Origin of the sequence: Streptomyces sp. RLB3-17 (assembly GCF_007113425.2) — a bacterium.
Classification (GTDB): Bacteria; Actinomycetota; Actinomycetes; order Streptomycetales; family Streptomycetaceae; genus Streptomyces; species Streptomyces mirabilis_D.
Genome location: NZ_CP041610.2, coordinates 5,583,142 through 5,600,973, shown reverse-complemented (window position 1 = coordinate 5,600,973; position 17,832 = coordinate 5,583,142). Strand labels below are relative to the sequence as shown.

Below are 17,832 nucleotides of genomic sequence, written 5' to 3'. Positions count from 1 at the left end.
GTCCCTGCTCCCAGCCGCCCATCTCCACTTCTTCAACCGGAGGTCCGCGTTCCGTTCACGTCAATTCGCGACGAACGGTGACGGAGTGCGTGCGTAATGTGATGTGCTGGGACCGATCGCGTGCAGGGCAGAGGTTTACAGAACCGACGGGGGCACGAGGGAGGGGAGCAGGCATGGGGTCGGAGCAGATCCGCCGCTGGGAGTCGGGCGCACTCGCGCACGCCGTGACGGACCCCTTCGGCCAGGGCCCCGTTCCCTGGCTCAGGGGCGACGAGCAGTACTTCGACGACACGGGCCATGTCGTCCCGTGGTACATCGATCACATTGATCACGTCGATCAGGCGGGTCGGGCTGGTCAGCCCGGTCAGGCCGGGGGACCCAGTGGCTCCGCCACCCTCCAGGGCTCCCGCAGGCCCCCCATCCCCCACCCCCGCGCCGGCGGCCCCCGCTCGGCCGACGACGTGCACCGCCAGATCAAGGGCTTCGCCTCCAACGGCGCGGCCGCGCCGGGCGAGTCCATCGACTTCCACGTCACCGTCGACCCGCCCCAGGAATTCAGCGTCGACATCTACCGCATCGGGCACTACGGAGGCGACGGGGCCAGCAAGATCACCACCAGCCCCCGCCTGTCGGGCATCGTCCAGCCGCCGCCCCTCACCGCCGACAGAACCGTTTCCTGTCATCACTGGTGGCTCTCCTGGCGCCTGCAGATCCCGAGCTACTGGAGCATTGGCGCGTACGTGGCCGTACTCACCACCGCCGACGGCTACCGCTCGCACGTCCCCTTCACCGTCCGCGACAACCACCCCGCGGACCTCCTCCTCCTGCTCCCGGACGTCACCTGGCAGGCGTACAACCTCTACCCGGAGGACGGGCACACCGGCGCGAGCCTCTACCACGCCTGGGACGAGAACGGCCGTCTGCTCGGCGAGTCCGAGGCCGCGACGACGGTCTCCTTCGACCGCCCGTACGCCGGCGCGGGCCTTCCCCTCCACGTCGGCCACGCCTACGACTTCATCCGCTGGGCCGAGCGCTACGGCTACGACATCGCCTACGCCGACGCCCGCGACCTGCACGCCGGCCGCGTCGACCCCACCCGCTACCGCGGCCTGGTCTTCCCGGGGCACGACGAGTACTGGTCGTTGGCCATGCGCCGCACCGTGGAACTCGCCCGCGAAAGCGGCACCTCCCTGGTCTTCCTCTCCGCCAACACCATGTACTGGCAGGTGGAGTTGGCCCCGTCCCCGTCCGGCGTCGCCGACCGCCTGCTGACCTGCCGCAAACGCAGAGGCCCGGGAAGGCCGGCGCTGTGGCGCGAAATCGACCGTCCTGAGCAGCAGCTCATCGGCATCCAGTACGCGGGCAGGGTCCCGGAACCCCACCCCCTGGTCGTGCGCAACGCCGACCACTGGCTGTGGGAGGCGACCGGCGCACACGAGGGCGACGAACTCGCCGGCATGGTCGCGGGCGAGGCCGACCGCTACTTCCCGCGCACCCCGCTGCCCGAGCACCAGGGCCGCATCCTGCTCGCCCACTCCCCCTACCAGGACAGCGAGGGCGTCACCCGCCACCAGGAGACCTCCCTCTACCGGGCCCCCTCCGGCGCCCTGGTCTTCGCGGCCGGGACGTTCGCGTGGTCCCCGGCCCTGGACCGTCCCGGCCATGTCGACGCCCGTGTCCAGCGAGCCACCGCGAACCTCCTCGACCGCATCTGCAAACGCGACTGAGGAACCCCCTGGCCGAAGGCGCTCTCCGGATACGGGAGAATCGAGCCACTTGGACAGAACCACGGGGAGGAACCGTGTCCGGATTCGTCGAAAAGCCCGAGCCCCTCCAGGTCCCGGGTCTGGTACATCTGCACACCGGCAAGGTGCGCGACCTGTACCAGAACGAGGCGGGCGACCTCGTGATGATCGCCAGTGACCGCATGTCCGCCTACGACTGGGTGCTGCCCACCGAGATCCCCGACAAGGGCCGGGTCCTCACCCAGCTCTCGCTGTGGTGGTTCGACAAGCTCGCCGACCTGGTCCCCAACCACGTGCTGAGCACCGAGCTCCCGCCGGGCGCCCCCGCCGACTGGGAGGGCCGCACCCTCATCTGCAAGTCCCTGCGGATGACGCCGGTCGAGTGCGTCGCGCGCGGCTATCTCACCGGCTCGGGCCTCGTCGAGTACGACGAGTCCCGCACGGTCTGCGGCCTCGCCCTCCCCGAGGGCCTCGTCGACGGCTCGGAACTCCCCGCGCCGATCTTCACCCCCGCCACCAAGGCCGCGGTCGGCGAGCACGACGAGAACGTGTCGTACGAGGAGGTCGCCCGCCAGGTCGGCGCCGAGACGGCGGCCCAGCTGCGCCAGACGACCCTCGCCGTCTACGGCCGCGCCCGTGACATCGCGCGCGAGCGCGGCATCATCCTCGCGGACACCAAGTTCGAGTTCGGCTACGAGGGCGAGACGCTCGTCCTCGCCGACGAGGTGCTGACCCCGGACTCCTCCCGCTTCTGGGCCGCCGACGCGTGGGAGCCGGGCCACGCCCAGCCGTCCTTCGACAAGCAGTTCGTCCGCGACTGGCTGACGTCTCCCGAGTCGGGCTGGGACCGCAGGAGCGAGCAGCCCCCGCCGCCGCTGCCGCAGCACATCGTGGACGCGACCAGCGCCAAGTACATCGAGGCGTACGAGCGCCTGACCGGCACCAGCTGGAGCTGAGGACGCGAAGGAGCACACGAAGAAGCCCCCGACCCTGAAGGGCCGGGGGCTTCTTTCTCTGAGCGGACGACCAGGTTCGAACTGGCGACCTCAACCTTGGCAAGGTTGCGCTCTACCAACTGAGCTACGTCCGCATGCGCTGTGGTGCGAGAACAACTATACCCAACCTCGCTCCCGTGCGAGACGCACCGCCGCGTGCCGGTTCTCCGCCCCGAGCTTCGAGACGGCCGACGAAAGATAGTTGCGTACCGTCCCCTGGGACAGTGCCGCCCGCTCCGCGATCTCCGCGACGGGCGCCCCGTCGGCGGCGAACTCGAGCACCTCGGCCTCGCGCGCGGTCAGCGGAGAGTCCCCGGCGGAGATCGCGTCCGCGGCCAATTCCGGGTCCACGTAGCGGTTTCCCGCATGCACGGTACGAATGATCTCCGCGAGCCGCTGTGCGCTCACCGTCTTCGGAACGAACCCGCGCACACCTGCCGCAAGCGCTCGCTTCAGATGCCCAGGCCGCCCGTGACTCGTCACGATCAGCACCTGACAGCCGGGCAGTTCGGCCCGTAGCGATGTGGCCACCCTCACACCGTCCGCCCCCGGCATCTGCAGATCCAGAACGGCGACATCGGGCTCGTGCGCCAGCGCCATCGCCAGCGCCTCGGGCCCGGTCGCGGCCTCGGCGACCACCACGAGGTCGTCCTCCAGTCCCAGCAGCGCGGCGAGCGCGCCCCTGATCAGGTGCTCGTCGTCGGCGAGCAACAGCCGCACGGGCGGTGCGGATGGGGAGGGTGGGGCAGATGAGGTGGGTGGGGTGGACGTCATGAGGTGACCTCGCTCACAGGGTGGGGGACGGGTCGGGGCGACCCACCCGGTTCCGGGGCCGGAGCCTGTTCCGGGACCGAGTCGGGGGGCAGCGGCACCTCGGCGGTCAGGCGGAACAGGTCACTCCCGGCAGGCCCGGCCCGCAGCACCCCGTCCACCTCCCTGAGCCGTTCCCGCAGCCCGGCGAGCCCGGACCCCCTTCCCGGTTCGGCGGTATCGGTACCGGAACCGCTACCGATACCGGGCGCCCCGTCGTTCTCGACGGTGAGGGTCACCCGGCCCTTTGCCACCCGCAGGGACACCGCGCACCTTGCGGCGTCCCCGTGCCGCAGCACGTTCGTCGTCGCCTCCCGTACGACCCAGCCGAGCGCGGACTGGATCTCCGCGGGCAGTCCGGTCACCGGGCCGCTCACCTCGCAGTCGATGCCGGCGGCCGTCAACACGCCCTGTGCACCCGCGAGTTCGGTCCGGAGATCGGCCTCGCGGTAGCCGCGTACGACCTCGCGGATCTCCCGCTGCGTCTCCCGCGCGATCCGCTGGACCTCGACCATCTGCTCCACGGCCTGCGGCCGTCCGCGCCGGGCCAGTTGCACGGCGAGCTCGCTCTTCAGCGCGACCACCGCCAGGTTGCGGCCCATCACGTCGTGCAGATCGCGCCCGAAGCGCAGCCGTTCCTCGGCGACCGCGAGCCGGGCCCGGGTCTCGCGGGCCTCGTCGAGTTCGTAGACGGCGTTCAGCAGCCAGACGGAGAAGGCGGAGGTGAAGGTGAAGAAACCGGCGGCGAGGACGACCGCACCGGCGGCGACGGCGGCGCCGGGCGCCGAGACACCCGCCGGGACGGCCACGGCTCCGGCACCCACGGCGGCGCCGAGCACGCCGTACACCATGCGTCGTGTCCCGCGCACCGCGAGCGCCAGAGTGCCGATCCCGAACGACAGGACGCCGACGAACACCGTGCCCGCCGCCGCCCCGTTGTCCGCGCCGCGCGGGCCGTGCAGCGCGACCACCAGGCTCACGACGGCGATCACCACGGTGGCGGTGCCCAGCGCCCAGAGCAGCCGTACCGGCAGGGGGCGGCGGCCGCGGGTCCAGTCCAGGGTCAGCGAGGCGGTCACCGCGGCGACTGCGGCGTGCGTGCTCACCAGCAGGAACAGGATCCAGTTCACCGGGGCGGGCACGTATCCGAAGGCCGGCAGCGCGAAGGTGGCGACCTCGATGAACGGGAAGGTGTGGAACGACCACCGTGTGTACGTCTCGACCTTCGCCGGCGTGCTCTTGCCGCGCCACCAGCCACCGCGCCCGCCCATGCCCATCACCAAGTCCCTGGTCAACGCCGCGGCTCCCAGCGGAACCACCGCCGTACAGCAAACACCGCGAACACGGTCCAGGCCACCGCCGTCCCGAGCGCGCCCAGGGTGTCGTGCGCGGAGAGGTCGCCGGTCCAGCCGCCGCGTATCAGCGTGATCACCGGGGTCAGGGGCAGCAGTTCGCAGGCCGAGGCGAGCTGGTCCGGCATGAGCTGGAGGGGGAAGAAGGTGCCGGAACCGAACAGCGACACCAGCATCAAGGGCATGGTGGCGACCTGGGCGCCCTCCACGCTCTTGCTGAAGTTCGCCGTGATCGCCGCGAGCGGGGGCCACATCGCCAGGCCCAGGAGCAGCCCCAGGACGGCGAGATGGGGTGCCCGGGGCGCGCCGACGTCCAGCAGCGCGGCGCACGCGACCGTCAGGATCAGGCACTGCACCAGGCCGATCGCGACCGAGGGCAGGGCCGCACCCGCGAGGATCTCCGCGTCCCGCAGCTCCCCGGTGCGCAGCCGTTTGAGGACGAGCTCCTCGCGGCGGGCCGCGTACACGCTCACCAGCGGGCTGTAGACCGCGAAGAGGAGTGCGAAGCCGACGGAGGACGGCACGATGACCGAGCCGACCGAGAGCCCGGCGCCCTTCAGGTCCATCTGGTCGATCGTCGAGCGGAGGCTGAACGGCAAGAGCAGCGGCATGAACACGGCGGCGGCGAGGGTCGCTTTCGAGCGGCCCAGCAGGGTCAGTTCGGCGCGCGCCAGGGCGGCCATCCGCCCCGCGGCCGTCGTCGTGCCCGTATCCGCACCCGCACCCGCACTGGTTTGCCCGGTCGCCGGAACTGTCGCGCTCATGCCACCGTCCCCCTCTCCTGCTCCCGCACACCCGCACTCGGCGCATCCGCACCCCGTGCATCCGCGTCCCGCGCACCCGCACCCCGTGCATCCGCGTCCCGCGCACCCGCACCCCGGCCCGCGGCGTCCCGCGCTATCCGCAGGAACGCCTCCTCCAGTGAGGCCGACCGCACATCGAGCCCCCGCAGCTCGACCTGCTTCTGGTGGGCCCACACCAGCAGCGCCGTGGCGGTGCGCTGGAGCTCGTCGGTGCGCAGCCTGACGACACGGCCCGCCGTCTCGTGATCGGTCACGCCGAGTCCGGCGAGCGGGGGCAGATCTCCGAGGAAGTAGCCGTCGGGCAGTTCGAAGGAGATCCGGGAGGGTGAGGACGCGGTCACCTCGGCAGGGGTGCCGGCGGCCGCGATGTGCCCTTCGTGGAGGATCGCGAGCCGGTCGGCCAGTTCCTCCGCCTCCTGCAGGTAGTGCGTGGTCAGCACCACGGTCGTACCGCCGTCGCGCAGCTCGCGCACCAACTCCCAGGTGTCCCGGCGCCCTTCGGCGTCCAGGCCGGTCGTCGGCTCGTCGAGGAAGAGGACCTCGGGGCGGCCGAGGAGCGCGAGGGCCAGGTCCAGGCGCCGTTTCTCGCCCCCGGACAGCTGCTTCACCCGTACCCCGGACCGCCGGGTGAGCCCGACCATCCCCAGGGCCTGAGCGGTCGGCCGGGCTCCGCTCGTGCAGCCCGCCCACATCCGTACGGTCTCCGCGACCGTCAGTTCGGAGGGGAAGCCGCCCTCCTGCAGCATCACACCGATCCGGGGCCGGACGGCCGCGCGCTCCTCGTACGGATCGTGCCCGAGGACCCGCACCCGGCCGCCCGCCGGAGGGGCGAGGCCCTCCAGCAGCTCGACGGTGGAGGTCTTGCCGGCGCCGTTGGTCCCCAGCAGCGCGAAGAGCTCACCGCGGCCCACGGAGAAGGTGATTCCGCGCACGGCCTCGAAATCTCCGCCGGCTCCCCGGTCCCCCCCGTACACGCGCCGCAGATCAGTGACCTCGATCACGTCATCTTGCTCGTTCGTGTTCATGGAATCAGCGTCCCCGCGGACGGGACCCGACAGCAGTGCGCGGTGTCATCACTCCGCATGACAAATGTCAGGGGAGACGCTCGTACGCGCACACGAGAAAGACCCCGGTCGGTGACCGGGGTCTTTGCTTCCTGGAGCGGACGACGAGGCTCGAACTCGCGACCTCAACCTTGGCAAGGTTGCGCTCTACCAACTGAGCTACGTCCGCATTGCCTCCGACCGGCTTTCACCGATCGGTGCGAGCACCACCCTACCTGATCCACAAGAGTGGTCGGTAAGGGCTGCAGAGCGGGTGACAGGAATTGCACACTGCGCCTTCCCCCTGGAAGGGGGATGTTCTGCTACTGAACTACACCCGCGTGACTCCTCGGGACCCGGCTTTTCGGCCTTGCCCCTCGGCGTGCTCCAGACTCTAGCTGATCAGCAGGGGGTCAGCGCAAGTCGGTTGCGCGCGGGGGCGGATGGCCGGCCGGAGCGGGACCCCGGCGAGCCATCCGGCGGACCCTCGGACTCAGTGCGCCTCGGCGAACGCCTCGTAGACCTTCTTGGGGATGCGGCCGCGCGGGGGGACGTCCAGCTTGTTGGAACGGGCCCAGGCGCGGACGGCGGCCGGGTCGGGGGTCAACGCGGTGTGCGTGTACGCCTTCCCGGACTTCGACTGCTTGCGGCCGGCCTCGAGGTAGGGCGCGAGCGCCTTACGCAGTTTCTTGGCATTGGCTGGATTGAGGTCGATCTCGTACGACTTGCCGTCGAGTCCGAAGGCGATCGTCTCCGCCGCTTCCGAGCCGTCGATGTCGTCAAAGAGAGTGACCACGACACGCTGCGCCACGAATATCGGTCCCTTCGTGCGGCACCTCTGCGATCGCCCCCCATGACGTGCGTGGACGTCACGGAGTTGTCGGGGAGATGTCGACTGTCCGGCTGTTATTGGGCAAAGTATCGGCTATTGCCAATTCCTTTGTACAGTGCCGGGCATTGCATTGTGAAGCCCGACTAAAACCTTCCGCGTGTCCGAAGGTAATGGGGCCCAGCCGCTCTTCTGCGATTTTTCCCAGGATTTTCCGTACAGGCCCCCGCGTCGATGCGGGATCGTGATCGGGCTCACGTAGGATTCTACGAATCTACGCGAGTAGAAATTTTGTGCGGGTAGTCTGAAGCGACCTGCTCAGCACCACACACCGGGAGTGCCAGTGGCACGCGTCGTAGTCGACGTCATGCTCAAGCCGGAGATCCTCGACCCCCAGGGCCAGGCGGTGCAGCGTGCACTGCCGCGCCTCGGTTTCGACGGTGTCTCCGACGTACGTCAGGGAAAGCGATTCGAACTGGAAGTGGACGGACCGGTGGACGACGCCGCGCTCGCCCGCATCCATGAACTGGCGGAATCCTTCCTCGCCAACACCGTGATCGAGGACTTCACCGTCAAGGTCGAGGAAGTCGCGGAGGCAGGAAAGTGACCGCTCGTATTGGAGTCGTCACCTTTCCGGGCAGCCTCGACGACCGGGACACGCAGCGTGCGATCAAGCTCGCCGGTGCCGAACCCGTCGCCCTCTGGCACAAGGACAAGGACCTCAAGCAGGTCGACGCCGTGGTGCTGCCCGGCGGTTTCTCGTACGGCGACTATCTCCGGGCCGGTGCCATCTCGCGCTTCTCGCCCGTGATGGAGACCGTGATCGAGCAGGCGAAGTCCGGAATGCCCGTCCTCGGCATCTGCAACGGCTTCCAGGTCCTCACCGAGGCCCACCTCCTCCCCGGTGCGATGCTCGGCAACAACCACCTCCACTTCATCTGCCGCGACCAGAAGCTGCGGGTGGAGAACGCGGAGACGTCCTGGACGGCCGACTACGAGTCCGGCCAGGAGATCCACATCCCGCTGAAGAACATGGACGGGCGGTACGTCGCCGACGAGCGCACGCTCGACATGCTGGAGGCGGAGGGCCGGGTCGCGTTCCGCTATGTGGACGTCAACCCGAACGGCTCGCTGCGCGACATCGCCGGCATCACGAACGAGGCGGGCAACGTCGTCGGTCTGATGCCGCACCCGGAGCACGCCGTCGAGCCCCTCGTCGGCTCCGGCCGCACCGACGGCCTCCCCTTCTTCACCTCGATCCTCAAGAAGCTGGTCACCGCATGAGCCGCACGCCTCTGGACACGGTCGAGAACGCGGCCGCGACCCCCGACGTCGAGCTGCCCTGGGCCGAACTGGGCCTGAAGAAGGACGAGTACGAGCGGGTCGTCGAGATCCTCGGCCGCCGCCCGACCGGCGCCGAACTCGCCATGTACTCCGTCATGTGGTCCGAGCACTGCTCGTACAAGTCCTCGAAGGTCCACCTCCGCCAGTTCGGCGAGAAGGCCCCGCAGTCCGACGCGCTCCTCGTGGGCATCGGCGAGAACGCCGGTGTCGTCGACGTCGGCCAGGGCTACGCCGTCACTTTCAAGGTCGAGTCGCACAACCACCCGTCGTACGTCGAGCCCTACCAGGGCGCGGCCACCGGCGTCGGCGGCATCGTGCGCGACATCATCGCGATGGGCGCCCGCCCGGTCGCCGTCGTCGACCCGCTGCGCTTCGGCGCCGCTGACCACCCCGACACCAAGCGCGTCCTGCCGGGCGTGGTCGCGGGCATCGGCGGCTACGGCAACTGCCTGGGCCTGCCCAACATCGGCGGCGAGGTCGTCTTCGACGCCTGCTACCAGGGCAACCCCCTCGTCAACGCCGGAGCCATCGGCGTCATGAAGCACGAGGACATCCACCTCGCGAAGGCGTCCGGCGCGGGCAACAAGGTCATCCTCTACGGGGCCCGTACGGGCGGCGACGGCATCGGCGGCGCCTCCATCCTGGCGAGTGAGACCTTCGACGACGCCAAGCCGTCGAAGCGCCCCGCCGTCCAGGTCGGCGACCCCTTCCAGGAGAAGCTGCTCATCGAGTGCACGCTCGAGGCCTTCGCCGAGAAGCTGGTCGTCGGCATCCAGGACCTCGGCGCGGCCGGTCTGTCCTGCGCCACCTCCGAGCTGGCCTCCAACGGCTCCGGCGGCATGCGCGTCACCCTGGACGACGTACCCCTGCGGGACTCGACTCTCTCTCCCGAGGAAATCCTCATGAGCGAGTCGCAGGAACGCATGTGCGCGGTCGTCGAGCCGGCGAAGGTCGACCGGTTCCTGGAGATCTGCGACAAGTGGGACGTCATCGCCACGGTGATCGGCGAGGTGACGGACGGCGATCGCCTCGAGATCTTCTGGCACGGCGGCAAGATCGTCGACGTCGACCCGCGCACGGTCGCGCACGACGGCCCGGTCTACGAGCGCCCCTACGCCCGCCCCGAGTGGCAGGACGCCCTCCAGGCCGACGACGCGAACAAGCTGTCGCGCCCGGCGACGAGCGAGGAGCTCAAGGACCAGGTCCTCAAGCTCGTGAGCTCGCCGAACCAGGCCTCCAAGTCCTGGATCACCTCCCAGTACGACCACTTCGTGCAGGGCAACACGGTGCTGGCGCAGCCCGAGGACTCGGGCATGATCCGCATCGACGAGGAGACCGGACTCGGCGTCGCCATCGCCACGGACGGCAACGGCCGCTACGCGAAGCTCGACCCGTACACGGGTGCGCAGCTCGCGCTCGCCGAGGCCTACCGCAATGTCGCGACGACCGGTGCCAAGCCGCTCGCCGTCTCCGACTGCCTGAACTTCGGCTCGCCCGAGGACCCGGCCGTCATGTGGCAGTTCGCCGAGGCCGTGCGCGGTCTCGCCGACGCCTGTCTGCAGCTGGGCACCCCGGTGACCGGCGGCAACGTCTCGCTCTACAACCAGACGGGTGAGGCCGCCATCCACCCGACTCCGGTCGTGGCCGTGCTGGGCGTCATCGACGACGTCGCCCGCCGCACGCCGGTCGCCTTCCAGGAAGAGGGCCAGCTCCTCTACCTGCTCGGTGACACCCGCGAGGAGTTCGGCGGTTCGGCCTGGTCCCAGGTCGTCCACGACCACCTCGGGGGCCTGCCGCCGAAGGTCGACCTGGAGCGCGAACGCCTCCTCGGCGAGATCCTCATCTCCGCCTCCCGCGACGGCATGATCGACTCGGCGCACGACCTGTCCGACGGCGGTCTGGTCCAGGCCGTGGTCGAGTCGGCGCTGCTCGGCGGCAAGGGCGCCCGGCTGGTCGTCCCCGACGGTCTCGATGCCTTCACCTTCCTCTTCTCGGAGTCGGCGGGCCGCGCGGTCGTCGCCGTCCCGCGCTCGGAGGAGCTCCGCTTCAACGACATGTGCGGTGCGCGGGGTCTGCCCGTCACCCGCATCGGTGTCGTGGACGGAGACGCGGTCGAGGTCCAGGGCGAGTTCGCCCTCCCGCTGGACGAGCTCCGCACGGCCCACGAGGGCACGATCCCGGCGCTGCTCGCGTAAGCGGTCGTACGACGCCGACGGCCCCGACCGTTTCGACGGTCGGGGCCGTCGCCATGCCGGAACGGGCTCGGTCGCCCGGGGCGGGGTCGCGGCGCCCTTCGTGTCACCGGCCTCCCACAAGCCGGCCGAACCCGGCGTCGGCCGGCAGGAGCGCGCCGAGCGTGACGTTCCTGGACGGACGTCGACCTCTTCACGTCCTCCGCCGGACAGGCCCTAGGCTCGCCCTATGCCGCCGGCCAGGAAACGCACCCGTACCTACGACCCCGCCAAGATCCGTGCGGCGGTGCTCGCGCAGTTCGGGAACGTGCGGCAGGGCGTCCACACCCTGACCGAGGAACAGTTGGCGCGGCCCGCGCGGCTCGGGGACTGGAGTGTGCGGGAGCTGGCCGCGCACCTCACGATGGCGGTCGAGACCGTGAGCCGCAACCTCGACCGGCCCGAGCCCGGCGTGAAGGAACTCGGACTGCTCGACTGGCCGTTCGCGACGGCGGCACGCGCCGGGGACATCGCCGACGGCACCCGCGAACTCGCCCGCGACAACCCCGACCTCGACGCGCTCTACGCCCGCGTCGAACAGCGGATCACCGAGCGCCTGGCCACGGCCCCCGACGATCGGCTGCTCGCCGCGCTCCCCCAGGCTCCCGGCTCCGCTCGAGCAGGGGGGACCCCCCTCGGAGCCATGACCCTCGCCGACTACCTCGTGACCCGCACCGTCGAACTCGTCGTGCACACCGACGACCTGAACCGCGCCGCCGGCGCCGACATCCCCCTCGACCGCCAGGCCCTCGCCGCCTGCACCCGGCTGCTCGCCGACGCGCTCGCCGTGAAGGCGCCCGGCGCGTCGACGGAGGTGCGGATCCCGCCGTACGCCGTCGTGCAGTGCGTGGAGGGCCCCCGGCACACCCGGGGCACGCCGCCGAACGTCGTGGAGACCGACCCGCTCACCTGGATCCGGCTGGCGACGGGACGCACGGAGTGGCAGACCGCGCTGGACGAGGCGAAGGTCAGCGCGAGCGGTGAGCGGGCCGACCTCGGCGGACTGCTGCCCCTGATGGGCTGACTCCACCCGGTGACTCAACCTGCTGACTCCACCCGGCAGCTCAACCTGCCGACCTCACCTGCCGACCTCACCTGCTGACCCGACCCGCCGACTCCATCCGCGGAGCCCACCCGCACAGCCCGGAGGGGAACCGGCCACCCCACCCCTCCCGTCACACCGTCATGGACAAGCAGCGACTGACTCTCAGCGTCCTGACCCTGCTTCCGCTCGCCGTGGCCTGTGGCACCCAGACGGCGGGCGGCGGTTCCGCGGGGACCGGATCGTCCCCGGTCACCGGTGTTCACTGGAGTGTCGACACCCTCACCACGCACGGCCGGACCCGGCAGGCGCCGGACAGCGCGTATCTGCGGATCGGCGAAGACGGTCGCGTCAGCGGCAACCTCGGCTGCAACACTTTCGGCTCCACGGTCACCCTCAAGGGTGACCGTGTCGACTTCGGGACGATCGAGGCGACCGACATGGGCTGCCAGAAGGACCCCATGAGCTTCGAGCAGAGCCTGAGCCACGCCTACGTCGACAACACGTTCACCAGCGAGGTCAAGGGCGACAAGTTGACGCTCACCACCGACGGCGGTGACCGCGTCAATCTCACCAAGGAGCCGGACGCACCCCTGTACGGCACGAAGTGGACGGTCACCTCCCTCGGGGACGGTGACGTGGCCCAGTCCCTTCCCGAAGGGGCCGACGCCCACTTCACCCTCGACAAGGCGAACGGCACCCTTTCCGGCCGCCTCGGCTGCAACCACGTCACCGCCAAGGCCACCGTCCGCGACGGACATATCACCCTCGGCGCCGCCAAGACCACCCGGATGATGTGCGACGGCTCACTCATGGACACCGAGAGGACCTTGCTGGGCCTCTTCGACAGCACGGTCGTATACGAGTTGAACCACCGATCCATCGCGCTGACCAGCACAAACGGAAAAACCGTCCAAGCCGTCGCGGAAGAGTGATCCGTCAAAGATCCGTATCCCCAATTCGGACCAGTGGTCGATCTCGCCTACACTCGGTGGCGTGCCACGTGGTGACGGTCGACTCAATCATGATCTGCTCCCCGGCGAGAAAGGCCCCCAGGACGCTTGCGGCGTCTTCGGAGTCTGGGCCCCGGGTGAAGAGGTCGCCAAGCTCACTTACTTCGGGCTCTACGCCCTCCAGCATCGAGGCCAGGAATCCGCGGGTATCGCGGTAAGCAACGGCTCCCAGATCCTCGTCTTCAAGGACATGGGCCTTGTGTCCCAGGTCTTCGACGAGACCTCGCTCGGTTCGCTCCAGGGTCATATCGCGGTCGGTCACGCCCGCTACTCGACCACCGGCGCCTCCGTGTGGGAGAACGCCCAGCCGACGTTCCGTGCCACCGCGCACGGCTCCATCGCGCTCGGCCACAACGGCAACCTCGTCAACACGGCGCAGCTCGCCGAGATGGTCGCCGACCTCCCCAAGCAGGACGGCCGCACCACTCGGGTGGCCGCCACCAACGACACCGACCTGCTCACCGCGCTCCTCGCGGCCCAGGTCGACGACGACGGCAAGCCGCTGACCGTCGAGGAGGCCTCCGCGAAGGTCCTCCCGCAGGTCAAGGGCGCCTTCAGCCTCGTCTTCATGAACGAGCACACCCTGTACGCGGCCCGCGACCCGCAGGGCATCCGCCCGCTGGTCCTCGGCCGCCTGGAGCGCGGCTGGGTCGTCGCCTCCGAGTCCGCCGCCCTCGACATCTGCGGCGCGGCCTACGTCCGTGAGATCGAGCCGGGCGAGTTCGTCGCCATCGACGAGAACGGCCTGCGGACGTCCCGATTCGCGGAAGCGAAGCCCAAGGGCTGTGTCTTCGAGTACGTGTACCTGGCCCGCCCGGACACGGACATCGCCGGCCGGAACGTGTACCTCTCCCGTGTCGAGATGGGCCGCAAGCTCGCCAAGGAAGCCCCTGTCGAGGCCGATCTGGTGATAGCGACCCCGGAGTCCGGGACGCCCGCCGCGATCGGTTACGCGGAGGCCAGCGGCATCCCGTTCGGCGCCGGCCTGGTGAAGAACGCGTACGTCGGCCGGACCTTCATCCAGCCCTCGCAGACCATCCGCCAGCTGGGCATCCGTCTGAAGCTGAACCCCTTGAAGGAAGTCATCAAGGGCAAGCGCCTGGTCGTCGTCGACGACTCGATCGTGCGCGGCAACACCCAGCGGGCCCTGGTGCGCATGCTCCGCGAGGCGGGTGCGGCGGAAGTCCACATCCGGATCTCCTCTCCCCCCGTGAAGTGGCCCTGCTTCTTCGGCATCGACTTCGCGACCCGCGCCGAGCTGATCGCCAACGGCATGACCATCGAGGAGATCGGCACCTCGCTCGGCGCCGACTCCCTCTCGTACATCTCCCTCGACGGCATGATCGAGGCGACCACCATCGCCAAGCCGAACCTGTGCCGCGCCTGCTTCGACGGCGAGTACCCGATGGAGCTTCCCGACCCCGAGCTGCTCGGCAAGCAGCTTCTGGAGACCGAGCTGGCCGCGGGTCCCGCAGCCACGGCCGCGGCTGACGCCATCCGTCGCCCGTAACCGCCGCAGAGCCCCGTTTCACCAACCCGAAAGATCCCAGGCAATGTCTTCTGTGTCTGATCAGTCACCTCCGGCGACGGGCACTGCTTCCGGTGCTTCCTACGCGGCCGCCGGCGTCGACATCGAAGCGGGCGACCGCGCCGTAGAACTGATGAAGGAGTGGGTGAAGAAGACGCAGCGCCCCGAGGTCCTCGGCGGCCTCGGCGGCTTCGCCGGCCTCTTCGACGCCTCCGCCCTCAAGCGCTACGAGCGCCCGCTGCTCGCCTCCGCCACGGACGGCGTGGGCACCAAGGTCGACCTCGCCCGCCGGCTCGGCGTGTACGACACCATCGGCCACGACCTGGTCGCGATGGTCATGGACGACATCGTGGTGTGCGGCGCCGAGCCGCTCTTCATGACCGACTACATCTGCGTCGGCAAGGTCCACCCGGAGCGCGTGGCGGCCATCGTGAAGGGCATCGCCGAGGGCTGTGTGCTCGCGGGCTGCGCCCTGGTGGGCGGCGAGACGGCCGAACACCCGGGTCTGCTCGGTCCGGACGACTTCGACGTCGCGGGCGCCGGTACGGGCGTGGTGGAGGCCGACCGGCTGCTCGGCGCGGATCGTATCCGTACGGGTGACGCGGTGATCGCCATGGCGGCCTCCGGTCTTCACTCGAACGGGTACTCGCTCGTCCGGCACGTCCTCTTCGACCGGGCGAACCTCAGCCTGGACCAGCACGTCGCGGAGTTCGGCCGCTCGCTCGGCGAGGAGCTCCTGGAGCCCACCAAGATCTACTCGCTGGACTGCCTGGCGCTGACGAGGACCACCGACGTGCACGCCTTCAGCCACATCACCGGTGGCGGGCTCGCGGCCAACCTGGCCCGGGTGATCCCGGACGGGCTGCACGCGATCGTGGACCGTGAGACCTGGACGCCGGCCCCGGTCTTCGACCTGGTCGGCAGGACCGGCGAGGTCGAGCGTCTGGAGCTGGAGAAGACGCTGAACATGGGCGTGGGCATGATCGCGATCGTCCCCGAGGAATCGGCGGACGCGGCGCTGGCCACCCTCGCGGACCGCGGCGTGGACGCCTGGATCGCCGGTGAGATCACCGAGCGCGGCGAGCACGCGACGGGCGCGGCCCTGATCGGCGACTACGCGAGCTGAGGCCCTCGGGGCAGCACAAAACCCGGTCCGGCGTTGAGGCCCCGGACCGGGTGAAGTGCGGTTGCTACGAGAAATCCGCCAACAGAGATCTGCTCACCGCTACAGCTACGAGAGATCGCGGAAACCGCGAGGGACGCTGGTGCGTCAAGCGCCGCGACGTTGAGACTGTGGACCGGACTGGTCGTCCTCATCCTCATCGTCGTCGTTGTAGAGATCCGCGTACTGGGCGTACGGGTCGTCTTCCTCGTCGTCGTCCTCGAACGGCTCGCCATTCGGCGGCTGGCTCGAAGTCGAAGCGCCCAGCTCATTGGCCAGACGCGAGAGGTCAGTCCCGCCGCTGCTGTACTTCAGCTGGCGGGCGACCTTCGTCTGCTTGGCCTTTGCCCGGCCGCGCCCCATGGCTCGACCCCCTCGGATACGGGGCTCGGTGGCCCCAGAGTCTTGACACGCGTTCATGATCTGGAACGGGCTCTCCATGGAGAGACCGGTCCGTAGGGCTTCCACGGTACCTGAGCCCGCGCCCATACGGTACGTCGCCCGCAGGACGCGCCTTGGCCCAGAACCTGCGAGGTGCCCTGTCCCCGCTGGTCAACCGCGATTTTAACCTCTTCTTGGCGGACGACCCGCCGACGGGAGTGAGAGTTCTCTCGAAGTGTCCCCTCGGCGGGTCCCTGACAAGCGTCGAGACACACGCGGAATGCGACGGAATGGAAGGTTCCGTTATCCGCGGCGGCGCGCCTCCGCCATCCGCTGCTCGGCGATCCGGTCGGCCGCGGCGGCCGGCGGAATCCCGTCCTCCTTCGCACGTGCGAAGATGTCCAGCGTGGTGTCGAAGATCTTCGTGGCCTTCGCCTTGCACCGGTCGAAGTCGAAGCCGTGCAGCTCGTCGGCGACCTGGATGACACCGCCCGCGTTCACCACGTAGTCGGGCGCGTAGAGGATCCCGCGGTCCGCGAGGTCCTTCTCGACACCCGGGTGCGCGAGCTGGTTGTTGGCGGCGCCGCAGACGATCCGCGCGGTGAGCACCGGCACGGACGCGTCGTTCAGCGCCCCGCCCAGCGCGCAGGGGGCGTAGATGTCGAGCCCCCCAGAGGGATGGTCGCCGCGGATCAGCGCCTCGGTGTCCGTGGCGGCCGTCACGCCCGTCGGGTGCTTGTCCAGGATCCGTCGTACGGACTCGTCGCGTACGTCCGTGATCACGACCTCGGCGCCGTCCTCGCGCAGATGGTCCACGAGGTGGTGGCCCACCTTGCCGACGCCCGCGATGCCGACCTTGCGGCCGCGCAGCGTCGGGTCGCCCCACAGGTGCTGGGCACTGGCCCGCATGCCCTGGAAGACCCCGTAGGCGGTCAGGACCGAGGAGTCGCCGGCGCCGCCGTTCTCGGGCGAGCGGCCCGTCGTCCAGCGGCACTCGCGCGCCACGACGTCCATGTCGGAGACGTACGTACCGACGTCGCACGCGGTGACGTAGCGCCCGCCGAGTGAGGCCACGAACCGGCCGTAGGCGAGGAGCAGGGCCTCGCTCTTGATCTGCTCGGGGTCCCCGATGATCACGGCCTTGCCGCCGCCGTGGTCGAGACCGGCCATGGCGTTCTTGTACGACATCCCGCGCGAGAGGTTCAGCGCGTCGGCGACGGCCTCCTCCTCGCTCGCGTACGGGTAGAAACGCGTCCCGCCCAGGGCGGGGCCCAGAGCGGTGGAGTGGATGGCGATGACGGCCTTGAGGCCGCTGGCCCGGTCCTGACAGAGCACGACTTGCTCATGACCCCCCTGGTCCGAATGGAACAGGGTGTGCAGGACGCCGTCGGTTAGGTCGGTCACGGTGGTGACTCCCAGGTAAGTAGCGGCGGTTGTGGACGGTGCCCGTGCGGATGGCGGGCTTCCGTGGGCATGAGATTAGAGCCTGTGCCCGGTCGCCATCCGCGCAGTGTTCAGGATCACCTCCTCCCGGAGTACGTTTCCGCACGGTCG

The 17,832-nt window shown here is 69.8% G+C and carries 16 protein-coding genes and 3 tRNA genes; 9 read left to right on the top strand and 10 right to left on the bottom strand.

Annotation, left to right across the window (positions count from 1 at the left end):
- Positions 1–173: 173 nt before the first annotated feature.
- Positions 174–1,727, top strand: a complete 1,554-nt coding sequence (locus tag FNV62_RS25395; RefSeq protein WP_143602224.1) for a N,N-dimethylformamidase beta subunit family domain-containing protein — start codon at positions 174–176, stop codon at positions 1,725–1,727.
- Positions 1,728–1,801: 74 nt separating this feature from the next.
- Entirely contained in the window at positions 1,802–2,701 is a 900-nt protein-coding gene (locus FNV62_RS25390; protein ID WP_143627180.1) for a phosphoribosylaminoimidazolesuccinocarboxamide synthase, read from the top strand.
- A 61-nt stretch (positions 2,702–2,762) separates the two neighbouring features.
- Here the strand turns inward: FNV62_RS25390 and FNV62_RS25385 are convergent.
- From FNV62_RS25385 to FNV62_RS25350, 8 genes are all read right to left on the bottom strand, one after another.
- Positions 2,763–2,835, bottom strand: a tRNA-Gly gene (locus tag FNV62_RS25385).
- 22 nt (positions 2,836–2,857) lie between these two features.
- Positions 2,858–3,514 carry a response regulator transcription factor gene (locus FNV62_RS25380; protein WP_143627179.1) on the bottom strand — a complete coding sequence of 219 codons (657 nt, stop codon included), beginning with the start codon at positions 3,512–3,514 and terminating at the stop codon, positions 2,858–2,860.
- Entirely contained in the window at positions 3,511–4,821 is a 1,311-nt protein-coding gene (locus FNV62_RS25375) for a sensor histidine kinase (RefSeq protein WP_143652103.1), read from the bottom strand. The genes FNV62_RS25380 and FNV62_RS25375 overlap by 4 nt, the downstream gene beginning before the upstream one ends.
- A gap of 20 nt (positions 4,822–4,841) precedes the next feature.
- Positions 4,842–5,666 (bottom strand): ABC transporter permease, encoded by an 825-nt coding sequence (locus tag FNV62_RS25370; protein WP_143602222.1) that lies wholly within the window; start codon positions 5,664–5,666, stop codon positions 4,842–4,844.
- Positions 5,663–6,730 carry an ABC transporter ATP-binding protein gene (locus tag FNV62_RS25365; RefSeq protein ID WP_143627177.1) on the bottom strand — a complete coding sequence of 356 codons (1,068 nt, stop codon included), beginning with the start codon at positions 6,728–6,730 and terminating at the stop codon, positions 5,663–5,665. Before FNV62_RS25365 ends, FNV62_RS25370 begins: the two co-directional genes overlap by 4 nt.
- 132 nt (positions 6,731–6,862) lie before the next feature.
- A tRNA-Gly gene (locus FNV62_RS25360) sits at positions 6,863–6,938 on the bottom strand.
- 79 nt (positions 6,939–7,017) lie between these two features.
- Positions 7,018–7,089 (bottom strand) — tRNA-Gly (locus tag FNV62_RS25355).
- Positions 7,090–7,241: 152 nt separating this feature from the next.
- Positions 7,242–7,559 (bottom strand): histone-like nucleoid-structuring protein Lsr2, encoded by a 318-nt coding sequence (locus FNV62_RS25350; protein ID WP_060898437.1) that lies wholly within the window; start codon positions 7,557–7,559, stop codon positions 7,242–7,244.
- 361 nt (positions 7,560–7,920) lie between these two features.
- Between FNV62_RS25350 and purS the strand changes: the two genes are divergently transcribed.
- The 7 genes from purS to purM all read left to right on the top strand — a co-directional run bounded on the left by purS (position 7,921) and on the right by purM (position 15,861).
- Positions 7,921–8,184: a phosphoribosylformylglycinamidine synthase subunit PurS gene (purS, locus tag FNV62_RS25345; protein ID WP_060898438.1), complete on the top strand. Its 264-nt coding sequence runs from the start codon at positions 7,921–7,923 to the stop codon at positions 8,182–8,184.
- Positions 8,181–8,861, top strand: a complete 681-nt coding sequence (purQ, locus tag FNV62_RS25340; protein ID WP_143627175.1) for a phosphoribosylformylglycinamidine synthase subunit PurQ — start codon at positions 8,181–8,183, stop codon at positions 8,859–8,861. The genes purS and purQ overlap by 4 nt, the downstream gene beginning before the upstream one ends.
- Entirely contained in the window at positions 8,858–11,116 is a 2,259-nt protein-coding gene (gene purL / locus FNV62_RS25335; protein WP_143627173.1) for a phosphoribosylformylglycinamidine synthase subunit PurL, read from the top strand. The genes purQ and purL overlap by 4 nt, the downstream gene beginning before the upstream one ends.
- Before the next feature lie 226 nt (positions 11,117–11,342).
- A complete protein-coding gene (locus tag FNV62_RS25330) occupies positions 11,343–12,176 on the top strand; it encodes a maleylpyruvate isomerase family mycothiol-dependent enzyme (RefSeq protein ID WP_097285337.1) in 834 nt (277 codons plus the stop codon).
- Positions 12,177–12,337: 161 nt separating this feature from the next.
- On the top strand, positions 12,338–13,129 hold the full coding sequence (locus FNV62_RS25325) for an META domain-containing protein (protein WP_143627172.1): 792 nt from the start codon (positions 12,338–12,340) through the stop codon (positions 13,127–13,129).
- Between the two features lie 61 nt (positions 13,130–13,190).
- Positions 13,191–14,717 (top strand): amidophosphoribosyltransferase, encoded by a 1,527-nt coding sequence (gene purF, locus FNV62_RS25320; RefSeq protein WP_054235040.1) that lies wholly within the window; start codon positions 13,191–13,193, stop codon positions 14,715–14,717.
- Positions 14,718–14,760: 43 nt separating this feature from the next.
- Positions 14,761–15,861: a phosphoribosylformylglycinamidine cyclo-ligase gene (purM, locus tag FNV62_RS25315; RefSeq protein ID WP_179858214.1), complete on the top strand. Its 1,101-nt coding sequence runs from the start codon at positions 14,761–14,763 to the stop codon at positions 15,859–15,861.
- Positions 15,862–16,005: 144 nt separating this feature from the next.
- On the opposite strand, the gene FNV62_RS25310 is transcribed toward purM, so the two are convergent.
- Positions 16,006–16,260: a DUF3073 domain-containing protein gene (locus FNV62_RS25310; protein WP_037615441.1), complete on the bottom strand. Its 255-nt coding sequence runs from the start codon at positions 16,258–16,260 to the stop codon at positions 16,006–16,008.
- 321 nt (positions 16,261–16,581) lie between these two features.
- Positions 16,582–17,682, bottom strand: coding sequence for a Leu/Phe/Val dehydrogenase (locus FNV62_RS25305; protein ID WP_054235038.1), 1,101 nt, complete (start codon positions 17,680–17,682; stop codon positions 16,582–16,584).
- Between the last annotated feature and the right edge of the window lie 150 nt (positions 17,683–17,832).